The sequence below is a fragment of the Methanoplanus endosymbiosus genome, assembly GCF_024662215.1.
GTDB lineage: Archaea > Halobacteriota > Methanomicrobia > Methanomicrobiales > Methanomicrobiaceae > Methanoplanus > Methanoplanus endosymbiosus.
Genome location: NZ_CP096115.1, coordinates 1,223,866 through 1,240,836, shown reverse-complemented (window position 1 = coordinate 1,240,836; position 16,971 = coordinate 1,223,866). Strand labels below are relative to the sequence as shown.

Genomic DNA, 16,971 nt, shown 5'->3' with positions numbered 1-16,971 from the left:
AATCATGGTTTCAAATAAAGTAATAGGTATTGATCTCGGAACAACCAACTCCTGCATGGCAGTCATGGAGGGTGGAAAACCGGTTGTTATCGCAAATACAGAAGGTACAAGGACAACACCATCAGTTGTTGCATTCTCAAAAGACGGAGAGAGACTTGTCGGAAGTCTTGCAAAGCGTCAGGCTGTTACAAACTCTGACAAGACCATCAGCTCAATCAAGCGTGATATGGGCACTGACAGGAAGGTTAAAATTGACGATAAGGCATTCACACCGCAGGAGATCTCTGCAATGATTCTTCAGAAGCTGAAGGTGGATGCCGAGGCATATCTTGGTGAGGAGATCAAAAAAGCTGTGATTACAGTTCCGGCATACTTCAACGATGCACAGAGGAATGCAACAAAGGATGCAGGCAGGATTGCCGGTCTTGAAGTTCTCCGTATCATAAATGAGCCTACAGCCAGTGCACTTGCCTATGGTATTGATAAAGAGCATGATGCTACAATTCTTGTATATGATCTTGGTGGCGGTACATTTGATGTCTCAATTCTGACTCTCGGAGACGGTGTCTTTGAAGTTCAGTCAACCGCAGGGGACAACCACCTTGGCGGAGATGACCTTGATGAGAGGGTCGTTGAGTATGTTGTCGGGGAGTTTAAGAAGAAGGAGGGCATTGACCTTACCAAAGACAAGATGGCAATGCAGCGTATCCGTGACGCAGCAGAGAATGCAAAGAAGGAACTCTCCTCAACACCCAAGACAAACATAAACCTGCCATATATCACCACCGATGCTTCAGGCCCGAAATTCCTCGATATGGATCTGACCCGTTCAAAGTTTGAACAGCTTGTTGGTGATCTTGTTGACCGGACAATCGGGCCGGTTAAGCAGGCGCTTAAAGATGCAGGGCTTACTGCTGCTGATATCGACCATGTTCTCCTTGTCGGAGGTTCAACCCGTGTACCGCTTGTTCAGGAGAGAATAAAGAGCCTTCTTGGAAAAGACCCGGATAAGGGTATTAACCCTGACGAATGTGTCGCAGTCGGTGCATCCATTCAGGCTGGTGTGCTTACAGGAGAAGCAAAGGATATTGTTCTTCTCGATGTAACTCCGCTCACACTTTCCATTGAAACGATGGGCGGCATTGCAACAAAGCTCATTGAGAGAAACACCACAATTCCGACAAAGAAGAGTCAGATCTTCACAACCGCAGCTGATAACCAGACAAGTGTGGAAATTCATGTTGTGCAGGGTGAGCGTGCCCTTGCGGCAGACAACTTCACACTCGGAAAGTTCCAGCTTACAGGAATTCCTCCTGCACCACGCGGTATCCCTCAGATTGAGGTTACTTTTGATATTGATGCAAACGGCATTATCAATGTCTCTGCAAAGGACTTAGGCACAGGCAACAGTCAGGCTATAACAATCTCCGGCGACAAAAAGCTTACCGATGATGAGATTGATGAGATGGTCAAAAAGGCAAAGGACTTTGAGGAAGATGACAAGAAGAAGCGTGAAGAGATAGAAGTCCGCAATGCAGCTGACAATGGTGTATTTGCCGCTGAAAAACTCTTAAAGGAGAGTGAGGATAAACTTGATGCCGAGGATAAAGGTAAGATTGAGACATCTGTTGAAAAGCTGAAGAAGAGCATTGAAGAGGATGATGTCGAGGCAATCAAGAAGGACACCGAGGAACTCACAGAAGCTGTTTTTGCAGCATCAACAAAGCTTTACCAGAAGGCAGCAGCCGAAGCAGAAGCAGCAAAAGGCCAGGAAGGAGAAGGAACTTCCGGTGCACAGGCTGAGGATGACACTGTCTTTGATGCCGATTATGAAGTAAAGAATGATTCAGAGAAGAAGGAATAATTCTTTAATGGACGGTATGAATCATGGGTGCGAATAATTATTATGATGTCTTAAACATCCCGAAGAATGCGACTGAACAGGAGATTAAGAAAGCCTACCGCACCCTGACAAAGAAGTACCACCCGGATGTCTGTAAGGATGAGGGCGCTGAGGATAAATTTAAGGAGATAAATGAGGCCTACAGCGTTCTCTCCGATTCCCAGAAGAGGGCCCAGTACGACCATATGGGTCATGACACCTTTACAAGTGCCTCAAAGGGGCAGTATTCAGGTGGAGGATTTGGAGGCGGGGGTTTTACAGCCGATTTCGGTGGCTTTGGAGATATATTTGATGCCTTCTTCGGCGGCGGCCCAAGGCGCGGGCCAAGAGGCCCTCAGCCCGGCGCTGATCTCCTGATGAGGGTACAGATCTCTCTGAGGGATGCTGTGCTTGGATCATCAAGGGATGCCGATGTCATGCATACCGAACCATGTCAGGAATGTGACGGTACGGGGAGTAAGACCAAAAAAACAAGGGTCTGTCCACGCTGTGGCGGAAATGGGCAGGAGAAACGTGAAAACAGGACCCCGTTTGGCAACTTCGTATCCATGGTCACCTGTTCGATGTGCAGCGGACGCGGCAAAATTCCGGAAGAGGTCTGCAAGTCCTGCAATGGGTCGGGACATACAAGGGTAAAACGTACAATTACTGTAAATATCCCTGCCGGTGTCGAGAGCGGTATGCGCCTGCGCATGGACGGGTATGGCGAGGCCGGAGATCCCGGTGCGCCCAATGGTGATCTCTTCATTGAGGTTGAGGTTCTTCCGGATAACAATTTCAGAAGAATCGGTGATAACCTTGAGACTTCAGTTGAGATCTCTGCTGCACGTGCCGCAGTAGGATCTAAGGTTGATATAAAGACGATAGATGATCGTGATGTTGAGCTTAAGATTCCGGCAGGTGTGCAGCACGGAATTGCGCTTAAGATACCCGGAGAGGGTGTCAGAAGACGCGGAAGGCCGGGAGACCTGCTTGTCAGGATCAAAATTGTCATCCCGAAGCATATTACTGAAGAGGAGAGGGAGCTTTACAGCCGCATCGTTGAGATTGAAAGCAATAAAAAAGGAAAGAAACATGGCTTCTTCTCTGATGTGGTGGGTAAAGTCAAGGATTCAATGAAATAAGTCCGGCAATACCTTAAAATAATCCTGGAATCTCCGGGATCCCCGCTTATATCTATCTTAACCCCAATAATATGTTTTTTTTATCAGGTGCCGGCCTTTGGCACGGAAGTTTCCTTCCGGCATTAATGCCAACTGTTAATCCCTTGTCTTTACAAATATTCCGGAAGAAATATGCGTCTGATCTTTGAACTTTCCGGTGAACACCCGGAGATACCCTTTGCTGAGATTGAATCCGTGGGCAGTATAACTGACCGTGAGGTGCAGGTGGCGGTTGCAGAGTGTGTTAATCCTGCTGATGCCGGCCGTCTTGCAATGAGCCATAATGTGATGGAATACCTTGGTGAATGCCATGCTGATGCCACATCTTTTGAGAACCTGCTGAATTCACTATCTCTGTCGGCTGATGGGACATTTGCAGGCCGGGTAAAGAAGGTCACCGGCACTTCCGTTAAGGAGTCACAGCTGACCCTTGAGAAGATAATCGGTTCTAAGATAGGCGGGTCTGTTTCCCTGAATAACCCTGAGTATGAATATCGTGCTCTTTTTTCAGGTGAGCGCTGTTTCTTCGGGAAGGTTATATGCAGGATTGACAGGGGTGGTTTTTCATGCAGAAATCCTATGAGAAGGCCGTTCTTTCATCCCGGAGTCATGATGCCGCTCTTTGCACGGACAATGGTTAATCTCTCCCTTGCAATGCCTTCTGATTATTTCTATGATCCATTCTGCGGCACAGGCGGGATAATGCTTGAGGCAGATCTTTTGGGATGCCGGATATTTGGCGGCGATATGGATCCTCTTATGCTTGAAGGCTGCCGTCAGAATCTGCCCACAGCGGAACTTTTCAGGACCAATGCGTCATCAATGCCCTTTGGCGATGAAACCTTTGATGCTGTGGCAACCGATCTGCCGTATGGGCAGTCGGTCTGCATAATGGGCGGGTCACTTGATAAATTATATGATAGTTCACTATCAGAGATCAGAAGGATACTTAAACCGAAGAGGCGCGCTGTTGTTGTCACACATAATGATGTGAGGAATGTGGCAGAGAAGTATTTCACAGTGAAGGACTTTTTTGAACAGAGGGTTCATAAGAGTCTGACAAGAAGGGTTATGGTTCTTGAATAAAATTCCGGATAAATGGTCTTTTTATTATAAGATAATACATATCTCTAATACTAATATCATATTAAAATTTTTAGGTTTGAAGATTTAATGGATACAATATACTGGCTCAGGGCAAATTTTCCGAAAGCCAAACCGGAGAAGTCGGTTGCGAGAAGCTCAATAAGGCACCTCAAGAAGATTGAGAAGGGTCAGCTTTTCTCAAAGGACCTCTCACAGATGCGGGCGGCTGAGGGGAGATGGTATGAATCCCTGATATATGAGATGGTTCTTGACATCTCCAGAAAGACTGATTCTATAAAATATGTGATTAAAAAGGGTGCTGATGCCCCTTTCCCTCCGGAAAATGTTGTGATGGGTCAGAATGGCCTTTATTATTCCAACAGGGGGGATATCAATGTCAGAGGCAATGGTCAGGATATCGCTGAATTTGATATAATGCTCATTGATGATCAGGACAGGGTTTGCTTTGCTGAGATTGTCACTTCAGCTTCTGATCTTAAGGATATGGAGGAGGAGGTAAAGTACAAAAAGGCACTTCTTGGTTATCTGTACGGGCAGGTTATAGTGCCTTTTATCCTCTTCTCATCTGTTGATATTTCACGTTCTTCTATTATGAGGCGGCTTGTCCGCGAGACTGAGAGCGCACTGATTATCACCCTGCCTGTTGAGGATATTAAGACACAGATTAAGCCTGCTTCCATCAGGGGTGTGCCAAGAAAACCGATCAGTCATCCCAAGGCGCTTGATCTTGCGAAAATTCCGGTGAAAAGGCCCTTTGATTACAAGAAACTTCATGACCAGAAGAGGGACCGCCTGGTTGGCCTTATGATGGCTGAAAAGCCGATGTCTGAGATTATGAAGAGGGATGAGATTCCTCCGGTATCAAAGAAGGTAATTCTTGGTGCACTGTATCCTTCAGGCATAAGGGCGCTTATGAGGGATCGTACCTTTTCGATGAAGGGGCAGGTATATGATTATGGTATGGTGGTAAGGGACTTTTCAAAGGTTGTCCTTGCTGTTGATATCCCTGATTATGAACCGGTTATCTACCTTCGGTCAAAGAAGAAGAATGAGTACCTGAAAGTTGTCAGGAAGAAGTCCGGGGAGCTGAAGGTTGAGAGCAAGAGAACTCCGCAGATGACCGGATTTTATATCTGGCTTGAGGATCTCTCACCTTCACTTGGGGCTAAGGTTACAGAATATTATGCGGATTATTTCCTCTGCATGCCGGGGCAGAAGAAGTAAATTTCCGGTCTGCATATCTGCATCCGGATAACTTATCTCAAATTATCTGCTGTTGTAATTTTGGTTTTACTTTAATTTCTGGCTTCTACAGAACCTTCACTGTCCTGATATCGTCCGTCATAAAGGACTTTTCCGTCTCTGACTTCGTGCATTATAATCTGGACGCATCTCTCACCTGTTGTAAGTGGCACATCATCCGGCCCCATATTTACAAGGCAGAGTGTGAGATTGCCACGGAATCCGGGATCAACATATCCTCCGCCTATAAGAACTCCCCTTCTTCCGAATGATGACCGGCACATCAGGGTTGCAGCGAGATCAGCCGGAAGTCCGACCTTTTCCATGGAATGGACGAGGGTGCATTCACCTTTTTTAAGGATATAGTCCTCCCCTGCCCTGAGGTCATAGGAGGCAGGCTGCTGTGAACCTTCAGAGTACGGTTCGAGTGTCAGATTTCCGGAATTTACTCTTTCAATTATCTCATCACTGGATATTATCATTTCAGGATTATTGGTTCTGAAGCCTGTAATATCTTATGAAATATGCCTGAATTGTGCATTATAGCTGTAATGTCTGTTTAAAAGAGCTGTTATAACCTGTAATCTCTGCTTAAAAGAGTCCCTCTAATCTTTAACGATCAGAATTTTCACTCCGCTCTTCTAATCAATTAGAAGGGAAACGGAAGGGCAGGCCCACGACTTCAGTCGTGGGTAGTTGACGAGAAAGGCAGCCATTGGTGTGTAAGGGGCCGCCTTCCCCATGGAGCGCTATTCGCATTTATTGTGAATAACACCAGTAGTATTGATATTTCAGATAATTTAGAACTTATCTTTTTGCTGTTGTGACAGAATTCCGGAGTTTATTCAGAGATCTCTGGATTTATGCTGTTTTTACAGATATTTACGGGAATATGCAGATATTTGTACATTTTTGTGGATATTTACAGACATTTCCGGATATTTACAGATTCTTATGGTATGTCCGGAAATATTCATCTCTTCTCCCAGCGCTTAAGCTCCATAACAATTGAGAGGGTCTTTCCCTGCTTAATCTCTTCACGAATCCGTATCTCATGCTTTTTCACCTCAAGGGCACGCCTTGCAATCTCATATGCCCTCTCCTTTGGTATCACAACAACGCCGGACTCATCTCCTATAAGCCAGTCACCGTTTCTCACACTCTGCCCGCAGCAGATGATCTCTGCCCCGATCTCACCAAATCCCTTTGGCTCACCTGCATTGGGTGCTGTTGCGGTTGAATAAACCGGAATTCCGATCTTTTTTATATCATCAACATCCCTGACTGCGCCGTCAATGACAATGCCGGCAATGCCCTTGTTTTTTGCAGAATGCGTGGCAAGCTCACCCCAGGGTGCGACATGAGTGGCCCTTCCGTTGTTAATGACGATGACATCTCCTTCTCCTGCAACATCAATTGCCTCAACAGGCTTTGCCCAGTCACCTGCCACTGTCTCAACTGTAACTGCCTTTCCGGCCATTCTGACATCGCCGCAGAGTGAGAAGAGGCCTGACATTGCACCTTTCCGAAACATCGCATCCGTTACATTGGGTGCAGAGACCTGCATTAGAATCTCCCTTATCTCATCATCACGGCTCTTTGTTTTCTTATCCGGAACTTTGGGGTCATCAATTGCCTTTCTTACCTCTTTAGTTGCCTTTCTGACATCAGCGGATTTTGTAATGCTGCTTCCGACAAGGAGAATGTCTGCGCCTGCTATTACTGCTTCTGCCGCACTCTCTGCATTTAAACCTCCTGCTGCGCCTATAGGCAGGGAGACCTCACCGGCAATCTCTCTTATGAGATCAACAGGACTTTTTCCTGTCATCTGCTGATCAATTCCCACGTGGGCATTTATTATGTCCACACCGAGTATTTCAAGCTCTTTTGCTCTCTTAACCGGATCTTTAGTATTGATGAGGTCAGCCATTATCCTGATGCCGTACAGGCGTGCAGCACGGACAGATTCCTCAATGACAGAGTCGTCTGCTTCTGCAAGGACACAGACAATCGTTGCTCCGGCTTTTGCCGCCATCCCGACTTCAATGCCTCCGGTGTCGGCGACCTTCATATCAGCAATGATCTCATTTCCCGGAAATTCTGCTTTCAGCCTTCTGACTGCTTTCATTCCTTCACTTTTGATAAGGGGAGTTCCTGCCTCTATCCAGTCAGCCCCTCCTGCAACGGCTTCTCTTCCAATCTCTACCGCTCTTTTTAATTCTGTCAGGTCAAGTGCAACCTGAAGCAATGGTCCGGACATATTTTATTCACCCTGATTTCTTCAAAGTCAGGCGGGTTTTTTAATTGCCGGAATTTTAAGCGCTTAAACTCCCGTATGACAGTTAACTGGTTTTGTCAGTAATTATTAATTAATGTTGGATAAATGTAGGATTTCTTCAAAAGAAAGGATTATTTTTTCCTTGTAAAATCCATTTCAGTTACTCTTCGCTGTACTTTTCAGAGAAATAGATCTCTTCGGCACTCTTTTTGGAGGGTATTGTGATGTCAGCAGGATAGCCTGCGGGTATGAGTGATACGAGTGTGTATTTTTCAGGGACGTTCAGGAGTGCTCTTACATCATCTGCATATTCCATCTTGTCTCCGGCAATCCAGCATGAACCAACGCCATATGACCATAATCCAAGAATAATCTGCATAGTTGCCGCACAACCATCCTCTAAGAAGAATTTATGCTCTTTCTCGGTAAATACAGCAAAGCAGAGTTTTGCATCCTTTATGAATTTCCCGTGGGTTGCAAGTTCTGAAAGCTTATTGATAGTCTCCTTCTCTTTAACAACACCAATAATCCAGGGCTGGGCGTTTCTTGCAGTCGGTGAAAATTTGGCAGCTTCAATGGCAGCGCTGATTATCTCCTCAGAAATCTCTTCGTCTTTATATTTCCTGATGCTCCTTCTTCCCTTAAGGATAGTCATTCCAAGATTCATGCTACCTATATAGTATTTTTAAGAAAAAAACCCTTGGTATGATAGTCCGGAAATCTGGCAGATGTCTGCCGGATGATCTGCTATTTTAAGTTCTGCCGTATTGCCATAACAGTTCATCTCCGTCTCTATTTCCCCGGCTGATTCAGGCAATCCGGCAAAATGCTGTGAGAAAATGGTTGTGGCAGAAACCGGGATTTCTCCCTTAAAAGGGTAGAAGTGATCCGATAAATGCCGAGAAGTTTGAAAGTCCGTCAAGCAGAACAACTTTTGGGTCAATTCCAAGAATCGGGAAGATGAATATGAAGTATGCAAACGTTCCGATTGTGCTGCCGACATTTGCCATTGCGGCGACAAGTACAACTCTGAAGAGAGGAACTTTTCTCATCTCCGTGAAGTTCTCGGCATCCATAATTTTTCTGAAATCCATCGCTCCGGGCTTTCTGACCTTTGCTTCCGTAATAGCGGCAAACCATCCGGCTGCAAGCATTGGATTTAACGAAGTCATCCACGATACACCAAAGGCAGTGAGTGCTGAGAGCGGATGGCCTCCGGCTGCAAGGGTAAATCCTGCGGCAAGCACTCCGTTTATTATTACCCAGTAGATAACTGCCTCAAGGAGTACTCCCCATCCGACACCTGAAAAAGCTATCAGGGTTATCAGGAAGGCAAAGAGTGCAACAAATCCCACACCCAGAACCTTTGCCCACGGAAAGGGTTTTGGCTTCTGGATAAGCGATGCCATCTCCGGCAGGGAAGAGGGATTCTCCATATATTTTTTAATTCCCTTTACATGCCCTGCCCCGACAACACCAAGGACTTTCTCATTGCTCCTTGATAGGTTTAGGAGTGAATGTGTAAGGTAGGCATCCCTCTCTGCTATCAGTGCCTTCGCACCTCCTGGTGAGAACCGCCCAAACTCCTCAATGGCAGCCTCTATCAGATCCTTGTTCTGCGAGAGTTCGTCAATGTCAATCTCCTCACCCTCTCCTCTGCCTGTAACAGCGCCCGCAAGTGCAACCATAAGTTTCAGCTTCTCAAAGAGCGTCATTCCGTTTACAAACCTTGAGAGTGTTATCCTGATGTCCCGGTCAGCAAGCGCAATAGGTATGCCTCTCTCCTCAGCTTCATTGATTGCGGCAAGCATCTCTGCACCGGGTTCAACACCGACATCCATGCCTATCTTCTTCTGGACATATGCCAAAAGCCACTGGACAAGAAGTTCTGAGAAGTTTCCGCCGGATAAAATCTCACTTACATTGGGTGCTCTGGTGTCCTTGTTCTTTATTGCCTCAAACCTTGGTCTGTCCAGTTCGACTGCAATAACATCCGGTTCAAACTCTTCTATTGCTGCCTTTACTTCATCTATACTTCTCTGGGATACATGCGCTGTCCCAACAAGTTTAATTTCACTCAATTATTTTTGCCCCTTCACTGTCTATGACATATCTCTTATTTTTTTTATGGCAGTCCCCGTTAAACAGCAGATAATTCTCCTTTATCTTCCTGAAATCCTCATTTTCATTCTCTTTTCGGTTGATCAGGTCCTCTGCCAGTATCCGGGTATCTTCTTTATCTCCCTTCTCTCCTATGCCGGGGCATTCAAAGGCCAAAAGCTCATCATCCTGAATCATGAAAGGGTACGTCCGGCAGATGTCGGGCCTGATGTCATATATTCTGCATCTTCCTGAGTCATTCAGAAATATACATGAGCTGCCCTCTCTTCTCAGTGCCCAGTTGAATGTATATTCAGTTCCGTCAGCATTTTTTAAAAAATCCGGGTATGGTTCTGCAATTTCATCCCATAAAAGTCCGGTTTCCTTCATGATTTTCCTTATCTCAGGTGCACTTACCAGTACAAGATTTGAATCTTCGGATACCCTGCGGCAGCAGTCCCCACAGAGTGTACATTTAAATCCTGTCTTTAATATTTTTGAAGTGATCTCTTCTGATTCTTCTGAAAAATAGGTCATAAATGTTGGTTATCAGATATTTTCCCTTGTAATTCTGTCAAAGTTTTCAAATATTCTCTGTCCTTCAAATGTGTGGCTCACTTCCGGATGCCACTGTATGCCATATATATTTTCATCAACTTTTGATATGGCTTCAGCAGGGCATATGTCTGATACTGCGGAGAGGGTAAATCCTTCCGGAATTTTATTTACTTCATCTGCATGGGAAGCCCAGACACTGATCGTATCCGGATATCCTTCAAAGAGCGGGTTGTCTTCAAGAATTTTAACTTCTACTCCGCCAAAACCGCCCATCTTTCCGGGCTGCACACTTCCTCCGCGCCTTGTGGCTATGATGTGAAGGCCGAGGCATATGCCAAGAACAGGCAGGCCGAGATCCACATACTCCGGTCCAAAACCTGCTCTCTCAAGTGACGGACCGCCGCTGAGAATGATACCGCGGCAGTTGTCTTCAACCTCTTTTGCAGGTGTGTCGTTCTTTATCATTACTGCATCAATTTCAAGATCTCTTAATATCCTCTTGATGAGGTGGTTGGACTGTCCGAAATTGTTAACCAGATATATCGGCTGCATTTAATACTTGTTTATTCTGTGAAGGCTATAGATTTTTCATAGGTGACTGATAATAACCGGGAAAAAAGTGATTGCTGATCTATGGTTTTATTTCCCGAAATTTTCGAGAAATGTCTTAATTGCGCCCCAAATATCTTCTTTGGAGTGACCTGTCATATAAGCAAGCCACAGAGATCCGGCAAGAAGTGCGCCCTCCTTTACCTCGCCGCCGCAGTACCGTGCAAGGCTCCCGTCTCCGATATTGCCAAAGTCAGGATCGACAAACCAGGCTTTTATTCCAATCTCTTCAGCTGCTTTTTCGATCTCTGCTGATGTGTCCGCACGCACATACTCGGTTGTGACAATCGGCGGGACATCGTTGCCGAGATGCTTTATCAGCGCAGCAACGGCAAGCATCTGTGTTCCACCCGAAAGAACAAGTGTTCCGGTATATCCCTTTGAAATTCCGGCTACAACCGGCATCATGGGATCGCCTGCAATCCTGATGATCTCCATTGCGGTTTTATTCTCAAGGCTGTTTATTTTATTGAGGGCCGCCTCACAGATCTCATTCTTCAGTGAATGTGGGTTTTCACTGTAACTGCTTGATACTCCGACATTGTACCCAAGTCCCCTTAACACACAGAGGGCAGTTGTGGTTCCTCCGGGAACACTTTCTCCGAGTACCAGCAGGTCTCCTGCCTCTGAGAGCTGTCTCCCGATTCTGCGCCCGAATTCGTAGAGCCTTTCAGGATCTTTTATGGCATCCTCCACTCTTGGGTCCTGTCCCGGTGCTCCGTACACATCATAGCAGGGGGTAATGGGGTTCTGTGCCAGTCCCGCATTTATAATGATGGGATTAAGGGCGCAGAGTTCAAGCATGGCTCTTGTGACAGTTGCCGGTGTTGCACAGCCTAGGGGGCTTAAGGGTATCTCCATTCCGGGCAGAGGGCCGTTTTGTATCAGAAAGGCATCCAGTGCAGGTGTCATAAGTGTTGACTCAGGCGTTGCACCGGCAGCAGAAAGGCCCGGAATTGTTGACAGGACTGAATTGCCGATTACCATCCCGATTATTGGTTTTTTGAATTCAATGTCGGGTTTTTCTGAGAGAAAATTCATTGTAATATTTTTTCAGTCATTTTTAATAATGAATGTGATTTGGATTTAAATCATGTGTGCTTGTTTACAGGCCATGTTTAAAATACCGGGAATCATTTTTTCTTCATAAAAGGGAAGTAAACGTGCAGAATAAAGAGTATCAGAAAAATTCCCCATGTCATAGTGTGAATTCTGTATGAAAGGGGTTTGTCCAGAATTCCAAATGTAAGGGATTCTATAATGTTGTAGTGTGTGATTCCAAAGCCGCTTATGAGCAAAACTACTGTCATTATCAGCAGCATGGTAGCAATTATTTTTTTAACCCTGTATATTTTCATTGACATCCCCGGTTATCTGCATCTAATGTGGCTCATCCCTTAATTCCCAAAAAAACCTTCATTAAGGTCTGCGGAGTTAGAATATCCGCGGCTCTCCCAGTAACCTCTGTAGTTTCTCTCATCTGACAGTTCGATCTCTGTCACCCACTTTATCCATTTATATCCCCATTTGTCCTCTGCAACAAGCTGAAAGGGATATCCACGCTGCGGTGGGAGTATTATCCCATTCATTGAATATGCAAGTATGATTTCATTGCCGGTTATATATTCAAGCGGGAATGATGTGGTGTATCCATCATATGCATGAAAAATTACGGTGTCTGCTGCTTCTTCCGGTTCAGAACTTCCGATAAGTTCTGAGACGGATATTCCTTCCCAGAAGATCGTTGCTTCCCACCCTTCAACGCAGTACAGTGTTGTAACCTTTGAATGATTTCTGAATCCGGATATTGCTTCATTATAGGTGTATGAGAGGGGATTTTTTACAAGACCTGATATTTTAAGCTGGTATTTGTCCATATCCGGATAAACCGGACCTTTGATTGAATTTTCCCGAAAGTCATTTACTGATGAGAGTTTTTCCCCTTCATACTCTCTAATTTCTGTGTAGTCTGTGTCCGCCGAAAGATCGCCTGATAGGTTAATTCCTGTGTTCGCGGCGAGATCTACAGCATAAATGACTGCTGTGATCATGACAGCTGCTATTATGATTATCTGTGTTCCTCTCTTCATTATCCACCCGCACTGGATGTGAATTATTTTGTGAGTTTAAATCGTTTTCTTCGTATCCCTACCATATGATCTGTCAGGATGTTTTAATTTCTGTATTTCGGGGTCAGGGTAATTTTAATGCAGAATTTTCTGAATGTCTTTCTGTCCGGATGCGAAAAAATAAACATTCCTGATGATTAAAATATGTTGATTATATGCCGGGGTATCTCAAATCTGTAAGATCAACTCTTCAGTTCTGCACTATTCTTCCGCTTGGGGATAGTTCTGATTATGATTCATATGCACGGCGGTTTTACCTCTTCCCTCTGGTCGGTTATATCACCGGTGGCATTGCGGCGCTCCTTACCATGCTTGTATCTGATCCTGCGCTCTCTGCGGCGATTGCCCTTGCAGCTGTGATGATCCTAAACGGCTTTCATCACTTTGACGGACTGCTGGATCTCGGAGACGGAATGATGGCGCATGGCAGCCGTGAGAAGAGGTTAAAGGCACTCTCTGATCAGAATGTCGGTGCGGGGGGCATAGCTTCTGGTATGCTTGTAATCCTGCTTGCGTATTCCGGACTTACATCTATTGCAATGGTTCCGTACGTCATACTTATTGCAGAGGTTCTCTCACGTTTCAGCCCGGTATTTCTGCTGACCTTTGGAGAGCCGATAAAGGAAGGCATGCACTCATATACTCATGAATTCAGGAAGAGATGGTTTCCGTATGCAGCGTTTGCTCTCTGTGTTCCGGCTCTCTTTCTTGCGCCCGGTGTGGCTGGTTTTATGGCCGCAGGCATTGCATCAATAGCTGTTCCGCTTATACTGCTGAGTATATTTAACAGAATATTTGGCGGAGTAAACGGAGATATGGATGGTGCATCGGTTGAAATTTCAAGGATGGCAGTCATTGCCTGCCTTGCGCTGGTTCTCTGATATTATCATCTTCATTTCTTTTTTCAGTGCATATCTCCGTCTGACAGATTGCGCTGTTTGATGAATTTATCTTTGCAGGGTTGAATCAGTATATATACCTGTAAATGGCACTTTAGTTTATATCATGAATGAATTTTGTCAGGGAATTCACACCTCCGGGGGTGTAATTACAGAAAAGGATGGTAAGCACTGTACTTTAAGAATAAGGGTCCCTGCAGGCGTTCTTTCGGTTGAGAAGATGAGGGGACTGGCTGATGTTGCTGAGAAATATGGTCAGGAGAATGTTCATCTTACAACCCGGCAGGCCCTTGAGATCTCTCATATTCATAACTCAATGCTGGAGGAGATTGAGAAGGATCTTGCCTTAATTAACGCACCGATAGGTTCTGAAAGGGATGAGGTTGTAAATATTGTAGCCTGTCCGGGCACTGACAGGTGCAAGTTTGCCAATATTGACTCAATTAGTCTTGCAAAAAAGCTTGATCACAAGTTATTTGGCAAATCAATGCCTGTAAAGATGAGAATTTCTGTCTCTGCATGTCCATATGCCTGTACAAGCCCTGTATTGAACGAAGTGGGTATTACGGGTGTTGTAACTCCGTTAAGGACTCCCGGTCTCTGTACTGGCTGCGGGAGCTGTACTGAATACTGTAAGGAGGAGGCGATTAAGGTAAGACAGGGAATTGCGGAAGTTGATCATGATGTATGCATCCGCTGTGGTGTCTGCATTGAATCATGCCCGTTTGATCTGATCAGTGCAAGTGAGCGCGGGTATCTGATTACAGTCGGCGGTAAGCGCGGAAGGCATCCAAAAATCGGGCGGGAACTTGTAGAGGTCAATACTGAAGATGAAGTGGTCGATATTGTTGACCGCCTGGTGTACTACGTTTACAGGCGCGCCTGGTCAGGAAGGCTCTTATGCGATCAGCTTGATGATATTCAGTTTGACGAATTTAAACAGGAGATCCTCTCCGGGGTTTAAACTGCGTTAATGTAGATTTAAGTCTCAGTTAATCGGTTTTTTTCAGGTTAAGGATCTATATCCCCAATCTGTAATTTTTTTAAATCAGGATATTTATGAGGGTTTGATCCGCTTCTGTGCTTCAGATCCGGCTTTGCGCCGGGTTTTTTTCCCTCTGTAAATCTCTTTTACTTATGGTCGCAGAAAGGAAAATGAGTTTTTCCGTACCGGAATTTTTATTCCGTATTTTTCATTAATAACTGTACATTGAAGTATAGCCCTTATTTTCATCATCGCTGCATACAATGGCATCTCCGTCCCGGATAAGAGTGTTAAACATCATCTGTGAGTTGAGGAGGTCATCATCTTCTGAAGTTCCCTTTGCCAGTCCGTTTATTTTTTCCTTCTGCGGCGTGGGAATAACTCTTTTTCTGATCTGAACGCCCTCACAGTGTTTACAGTATGCGCAGTGGCTGTAAACTGAAACTTCTTTGTCTGCGCATGCGACTGTCACTTTCTGTCCGCTCTGATCACGCTTCATTGGGAGTGTCTTCATGGAAGAAATTTAGGTTTTTTTTGGGTAAAATACCTATCTGCGTGATATCAGGGAAAAGACCCTGTGAGCATCATTTCAGTCATGCAACGAAATCTTTTATACTACTGATTTCCATATATAAGATACTCGTTTCAATGCGATAGGACGGGTTCCCGTCGAATTTAATATATGAGGTTAGGATTATGGCATCTGACAAGCCACACATGAATCTGGCCGTGGTTGGGCACATCGACCACGGAAAGTCCACAACAGTTGGACGTCTTCTGTTCGAGACCGGTGCTGTGCCGGCACACATCATCGAGAACTACCGTAAGGAAGCTGAATCAAAAGGAAAGGGTTCCTTCGAATTTGCATGGGTTATGGATAACCTCAAGGAAGAGCGTGAGCGCGGTATCACAATCGATATTGCACACAAGAGGTTTGACACTGACAAGTTCTACTTTACAATTGTAGACTGCCCAGGACACCGTGACTTTGTTAAAAACATGATCACAGGCGCTTCACAGGCAGATGCAGCACTTCTTGTTGTTGCAGCACCTGATGGCGCAATGGAGCAGACAAAAGAGCACGTCTTCCTTTCAAAGACACTTGGTATCAACCAGCTTATTGTTGGTATCAACAAGATGGACGCTTCCAAGTACGATGAGAAGCGCTATGAAGAAGTCAAGGCACAGATCTCCGATCTCGTTAAGATGGTCGGATTCAACCCTGCAAACATTCCATTCATCCCGATGTCATCATTTGTTGGCGACAACATTGCAACACACTCTGAGAACACACCATGGTATAAGGGTGTTACACTTCTTGAGTCACTTGATGACCTTGTACAGCCTGAACTCCCAACAGGTCTTCCGTTCCGCCTTCCAATCCAGGATGTTTACTCAATCTCCGGTATTGGTACAGTTCCGGTCGGACGTGTTGAGACAGGTATCATGAAGAAGGGAATGAAAGTTTCATTCATGCCTGCAAACAAGTCAGGAGAGATCAAGTCCATTGAGATGCACCATGAGGAAGTTCCTCAGGCTCAGCCTGGTGACAACGTAGGATTCAACGTCCGTGGTATCGGAAAGAACGATATCCGCCGTGGTGACGTATGCGGTCCTGAAGAGCAGCCACCAACCGTTGCAGAGGAATTCACTGCACAGGTCGTTGTTCTCCAGCACCCAAGTGCAATCACAGTCGGATACACACCTGTATTCCACTGCCACACAGCACAGGTTGCATGCACCTTTGTTGAACTCTTAAAGAAACTTGACCCACGCACAGGACAGGTCAAGGAAGAGAACCCAACATTCCTCAAGGCAGGAGATGCCGCAATCGTTAAGTTCCGCCCGGTTCAGCCGATGGTCATTGAGAACTTCAAGGATATTCCACAGCTCGGACGTTTCGCAATCCGTGATATGGGATCAACAGTCGCAGCAGGAATGTGCATAGCTGTAGATGCCAAGCAGATGAGATAATTTAAATCTCAATATTTTTTGGTG

Annotated in this window: 17 protein-coding genes; 7 read left to right on the top strand and 10 right to left on the bottom strand. The window is 45.4% G+C overall.

Annotated features, from left to right (window positions below; genetic code table 11):
• Window positions 1–4: 4 nt before the first annotated feature.
• The 4 genes from dnaK (at window position 5) to L6E24_RS05230 (ending at window position 5,397) form a co-directional block, all read left to right on the top strand.
• Complete coding sequence (dnaK, locus tag L6E24_RS05245; RefSeq protein WP_257743657.1) at window positions 5–1,864, top strand: molecular chaperone DnaK; 1,860 nt, start codon at window positions 5–7, stop codon at window positions 1,862–1,864.
• Between the two features lie 23 nt (window positions 1,865–1,887).
• Window positions 1,888–3,027: a molecular chaperone DnaJ gene (dnaJ, locus tag L6E24_RS05240; RefSeq protein ID WP_257743656.1), complete on the top strand. Its 1,140-nt coding sequence runs from the start codon at window positions 1,888–1,890 to the stop codon at window positions 3,025–3,027.
• A gap of 171 nt (window positions 3,028–3,198) precedes the next feature.
• Complete coding sequence (locus L6E24_RS05235) at window positions 3,199–4,152, top strand: methyltransferase domain-containing protein (protein ID WP_257743655.1); 954 nt, start codon at window positions 3,199–3,201, stop codon at window positions 4,150–4,152.
• Window positions 4,153–4,239: 87 nt separating this feature from the next.
• On the top strand, window positions 4,240–5,397 hold the full coding sequence (locus L6E24_RS05230) for a hypothetical protein (RefSeq protein ID WP_257743654.1): 1,158 nt from the start codon (window positions 4,240–4,242) through the stop codon (window positions 5,395–5,397).
• 71 nt (window positions 5,398–5,468) lie between these two features.
• On the opposite strand, the gene L6E24_RS05225 is transcribed toward L6E24_RS05230, so the two are convergent.
• From L6E24_RS05225 to L6E24_RS05185, 9 genes are all read right to left on the bottom strand, one after another.
• Entirely contained in the window at window positions 5,469–5,897 is a 429-nt protein-coding gene (locus L6E24_RS05225) for a dCTP deaminase (protein ID WP_257743653.1), read from the bottom strand.
• A gap of 491 nt (window positions 5,898–6,388) precedes the next feature.
• Window positions 6,389–7,675, bottom strand: coding sequence for a bifunctional hexulose-6-phosphate synthase/ribonuclease regulator (locus tag L6E24_RS05220; protein WP_257743652.1), 1,287 nt, complete (start codon window positions 7,673–7,675; stop codon window positions 6,389–6,391).
• A gap of 178 nt (window positions 7,676–7,853) precedes the next feature.
• Window positions 7,854–8,348: a nitroreductase family protein gene (locus L6E24_RS05215; RefSeq protein WP_308219147.1), complete on the bottom strand. Its 495-nt coding sequence runs from the start codon at window positions 8,346–8,348 to the stop codon at window positions 7,854–7,856.
• A gap of 214 nt (window positions 8,349–8,562) precedes the next feature.
• The gene (locus L6E24_RS05210) at window positions 8,563–9,774 is read right to left on the bottom strand and encodes a TraB/GumN family protein (RefSeq protein ID WP_257743650.1); all 1,212 of its coding nucleotides are present in this window, start codon (window positions 9,772–9,774) and stop codon (window positions 8,563–8,565) included.
• Window positions 9,767–10,330, bottom strand: a complete 564-nt coding sequence (locus L6E24_RS05205) for a YkgJ family cysteine cluster protein (RefSeq protein WP_257743649.1) — start codon at window positions 10,328–10,330, stop codon at window positions 9,767–9,769. The genes L6E24_RS05210 and L6E24_RS05205 overlap by 8 nt, the downstream gene beginning before the upstream one ends.
• Before the next feature lie 12 nt (window positions 10,331–10,342).
• On the bottom strand, window positions 10,343–10,903 hold the full coding sequence (locus tag L6E24_RS05200; protein ID WP_257743648.1) for a GMP synthase subunit A: 561 nt from the start codon (window positions 10,901–10,903) through the stop codon (window positions 10,343–10,345).
• 87 nt (window positions 10,904–10,990) lie between these two features.
• On the bottom strand, window positions 10,991–12,001 hold the full coding sequence (locus tag L6E24_RS05195; protein ID WP_257743647.1) for a nicotinate-nucleotide--dimethylbenzimidazole phosphoribosyltransferase: 1,011 nt from the start codon (window positions 11,999–12,001) through the stop codon (window positions 10,991–10,993).
• Window positions 12,002–12,093: 92 nt separating this feature from the next.
• Window positions 12,094–12,318: a hypothetical protein gene (locus tag L6E24_RS05190; protein ID WP_257743646.1), complete on the bottom strand. Its 225-nt coding sequence runs from the start codon at window positions 12,316–12,318 to the stop codon at window positions 12,094–12,096.
• Window positions 12,319–12,357: 39 nt separating this feature from the next.
• Window positions 12,358–13,050, bottom strand: a complete 693-nt coding sequence (locus tag L6E24_RS05185; RefSeq protein WP_257743645.1) for a molybdopterin-dependent oxidoreductase — start codon at window positions 13,048–13,050, stop codon at window positions 12,358–12,360.
• Window positions 13,051–13,244: 194 nt separating this feature from the next.
• Here L6E24_RS05185 and cobS point away from each other — a divergent pair, with 194 nt between their 5' ends.
• Together cobS and L6E24_RS05175 are read left to right on the top strand one after the other, a co-directional pair.
• Entirely contained in the window at window positions 13,245–13,970 is a 726-nt protein-coding gene (cobS, locus tag L6E24_RS05180; RefSeq protein ID WP_257743644.1) for an adenosylcobinamide-GDP ribazoletransferase, read from the top strand.
• A gap of 124 nt (window positions 13,971–14,094) precedes the next feature.
• Window positions 14,095–14,952, top strand: coding sequence for a ferredoxin-like domain-containing protein (locus tag L6E24_RS05175; protein WP_257743643.1), 858 nt, complete (start codon window positions 14,095–14,097; stop codon window positions 14,950–14,952).
• A gap of 232 nt (window positions 14,953–15,184) precedes the next feature.
• Here L6E24_RS05175 and L6E24_RS05170 read toward each other — a convergent pair whose 3' ends face one another.
• Complete coding sequence (locus L6E24_RS05170; protein ID WP_257743642.1) at window positions 15,185–15,472, bottom strand: hypothetical protein; 288 nt, start codon at window positions 15,470–15,472, stop codon at window positions 15,185–15,187.
• Window positions 15,473–15,669: 197 nt separating this feature from the next.
• Between L6E24_RS05170 and tuf the strand changes: the two genes are divergently transcribed.
• Window positions 15,670–16,947, top strand: coding sequence for a translation elongation factor EF-1 subunit alpha (gene tuf, locus L6E24_RS05165; RefSeq protein WP_257743641.1), 1,278 nt, complete (start codon window positions 15,670–15,672; stop codon window positions 16,945–16,947).
• Window positions 16,948–16,971: the final 24 nt, after the last annotated feature.

Coding starts and splice junctions, on each gene's coding strand:
- dnaK (WP_257743657.1), top strand. CDS start 5: ATGGTTTCAAATAAAGTAATAGGTATTGATCTCGGAACAACCAACTCC.
- dnaJ (WP_257743656.1), top strand. CDS start 1,888: ATGGGTGCGAATAATTATTATGATGTCTTAAACATCCCGAAGAATGCG.
- L6E24_RS05235 (WP_257743655.1), top strand. CDS start 3,199: ATGCGTCTGATCTTTGAACTTTCCGGTGAACACCCGGAGATACCCTTT.
- L6E24_RS05230 (WP_257743654.1), top strand. CDS start 4,240: ATGGATACAATATACTGGCTCAGGGCAAATTTTCCGAAAGCCAAACCG.
- L6E24_RS05225 (WP_257743653.1), bottom strand. CDS start 5,897: ATGATAATATCCAGTGATGAGATAATTGAAAGAGTAAATTCCGGAAAT.
- L6E24_RS05220 (WP_257743652.1), bottom strand. CDS start 7,675: ATGTCCGGACCATTGCTTCAGGTTGCACTTGACCTGACAGAATTAAAA.
- L6E24_RS05215 (WP_308219147.1), bottom strand. CDS start 8,348: ATGACTATCCTTAAGGGAAGAAGGAGCATCAGGAAATATAAAGACGAA.
- L6E24_RS05205 (WP_257743649.1), bottom strand. CDS start 10,330: ATGACCTATTTTTCAGAAGAATCAGAAGAGATCACTTCAAAAATATTA.
- L6E24_RS05200 (WP_257743648.1), bottom strand. CDS start 10,903: ATGCAGCCGATATATCTGGTTAACAATTTCGGACAGTCCAACCACCTC.
- L6E24_RS05195 (WP_257743647.1), bottom strand. CDS start 12,001: ATGAATTTTCTCTCAGAAAAACCCGACATTGAATTCAAAAAACCAATA.
- L6E24_RS05190 (WP_257743646.1), bottom strand. CDS start 12,318: ATGAAAATATACAGGGTTAAAAAAATAATTGCTACCATGCTGCTGATA.
- L6E24_RS05185 (WP_257743645.1), bottom strand. CDS start 13,050: ATGAAGAGAGGAACACAGATAATCATAATAGCAGCTGTCATGATCACA.
- cobS (WP_257743644.1), top strand. CDS start 13,245: ATGCCGGGGTATCTCAAATCTGTAAGATCAACTCTTCAGTTCTGCACT.
- L6E24_RS05175 (WP_257743643.1), top strand. CDS start 14,095: ATGAATGAATTTTGTCAGGGAATTCACACCTCCGGGGGTGTAATTACA.
- L6E24_RS05170 (WP_257743642.1), bottom strand. CDS start 15,472: ATGAAGCGTGATCAGAGCGGACAGAAAGTGACAGTCGCATGCGCAGAC.
- tuf (WP_257743641.1), top strand. CDS start 15,670: ATGGCATCTGACAAGCCACACATGAATCTGGCCGTGGTTGGGCACATC.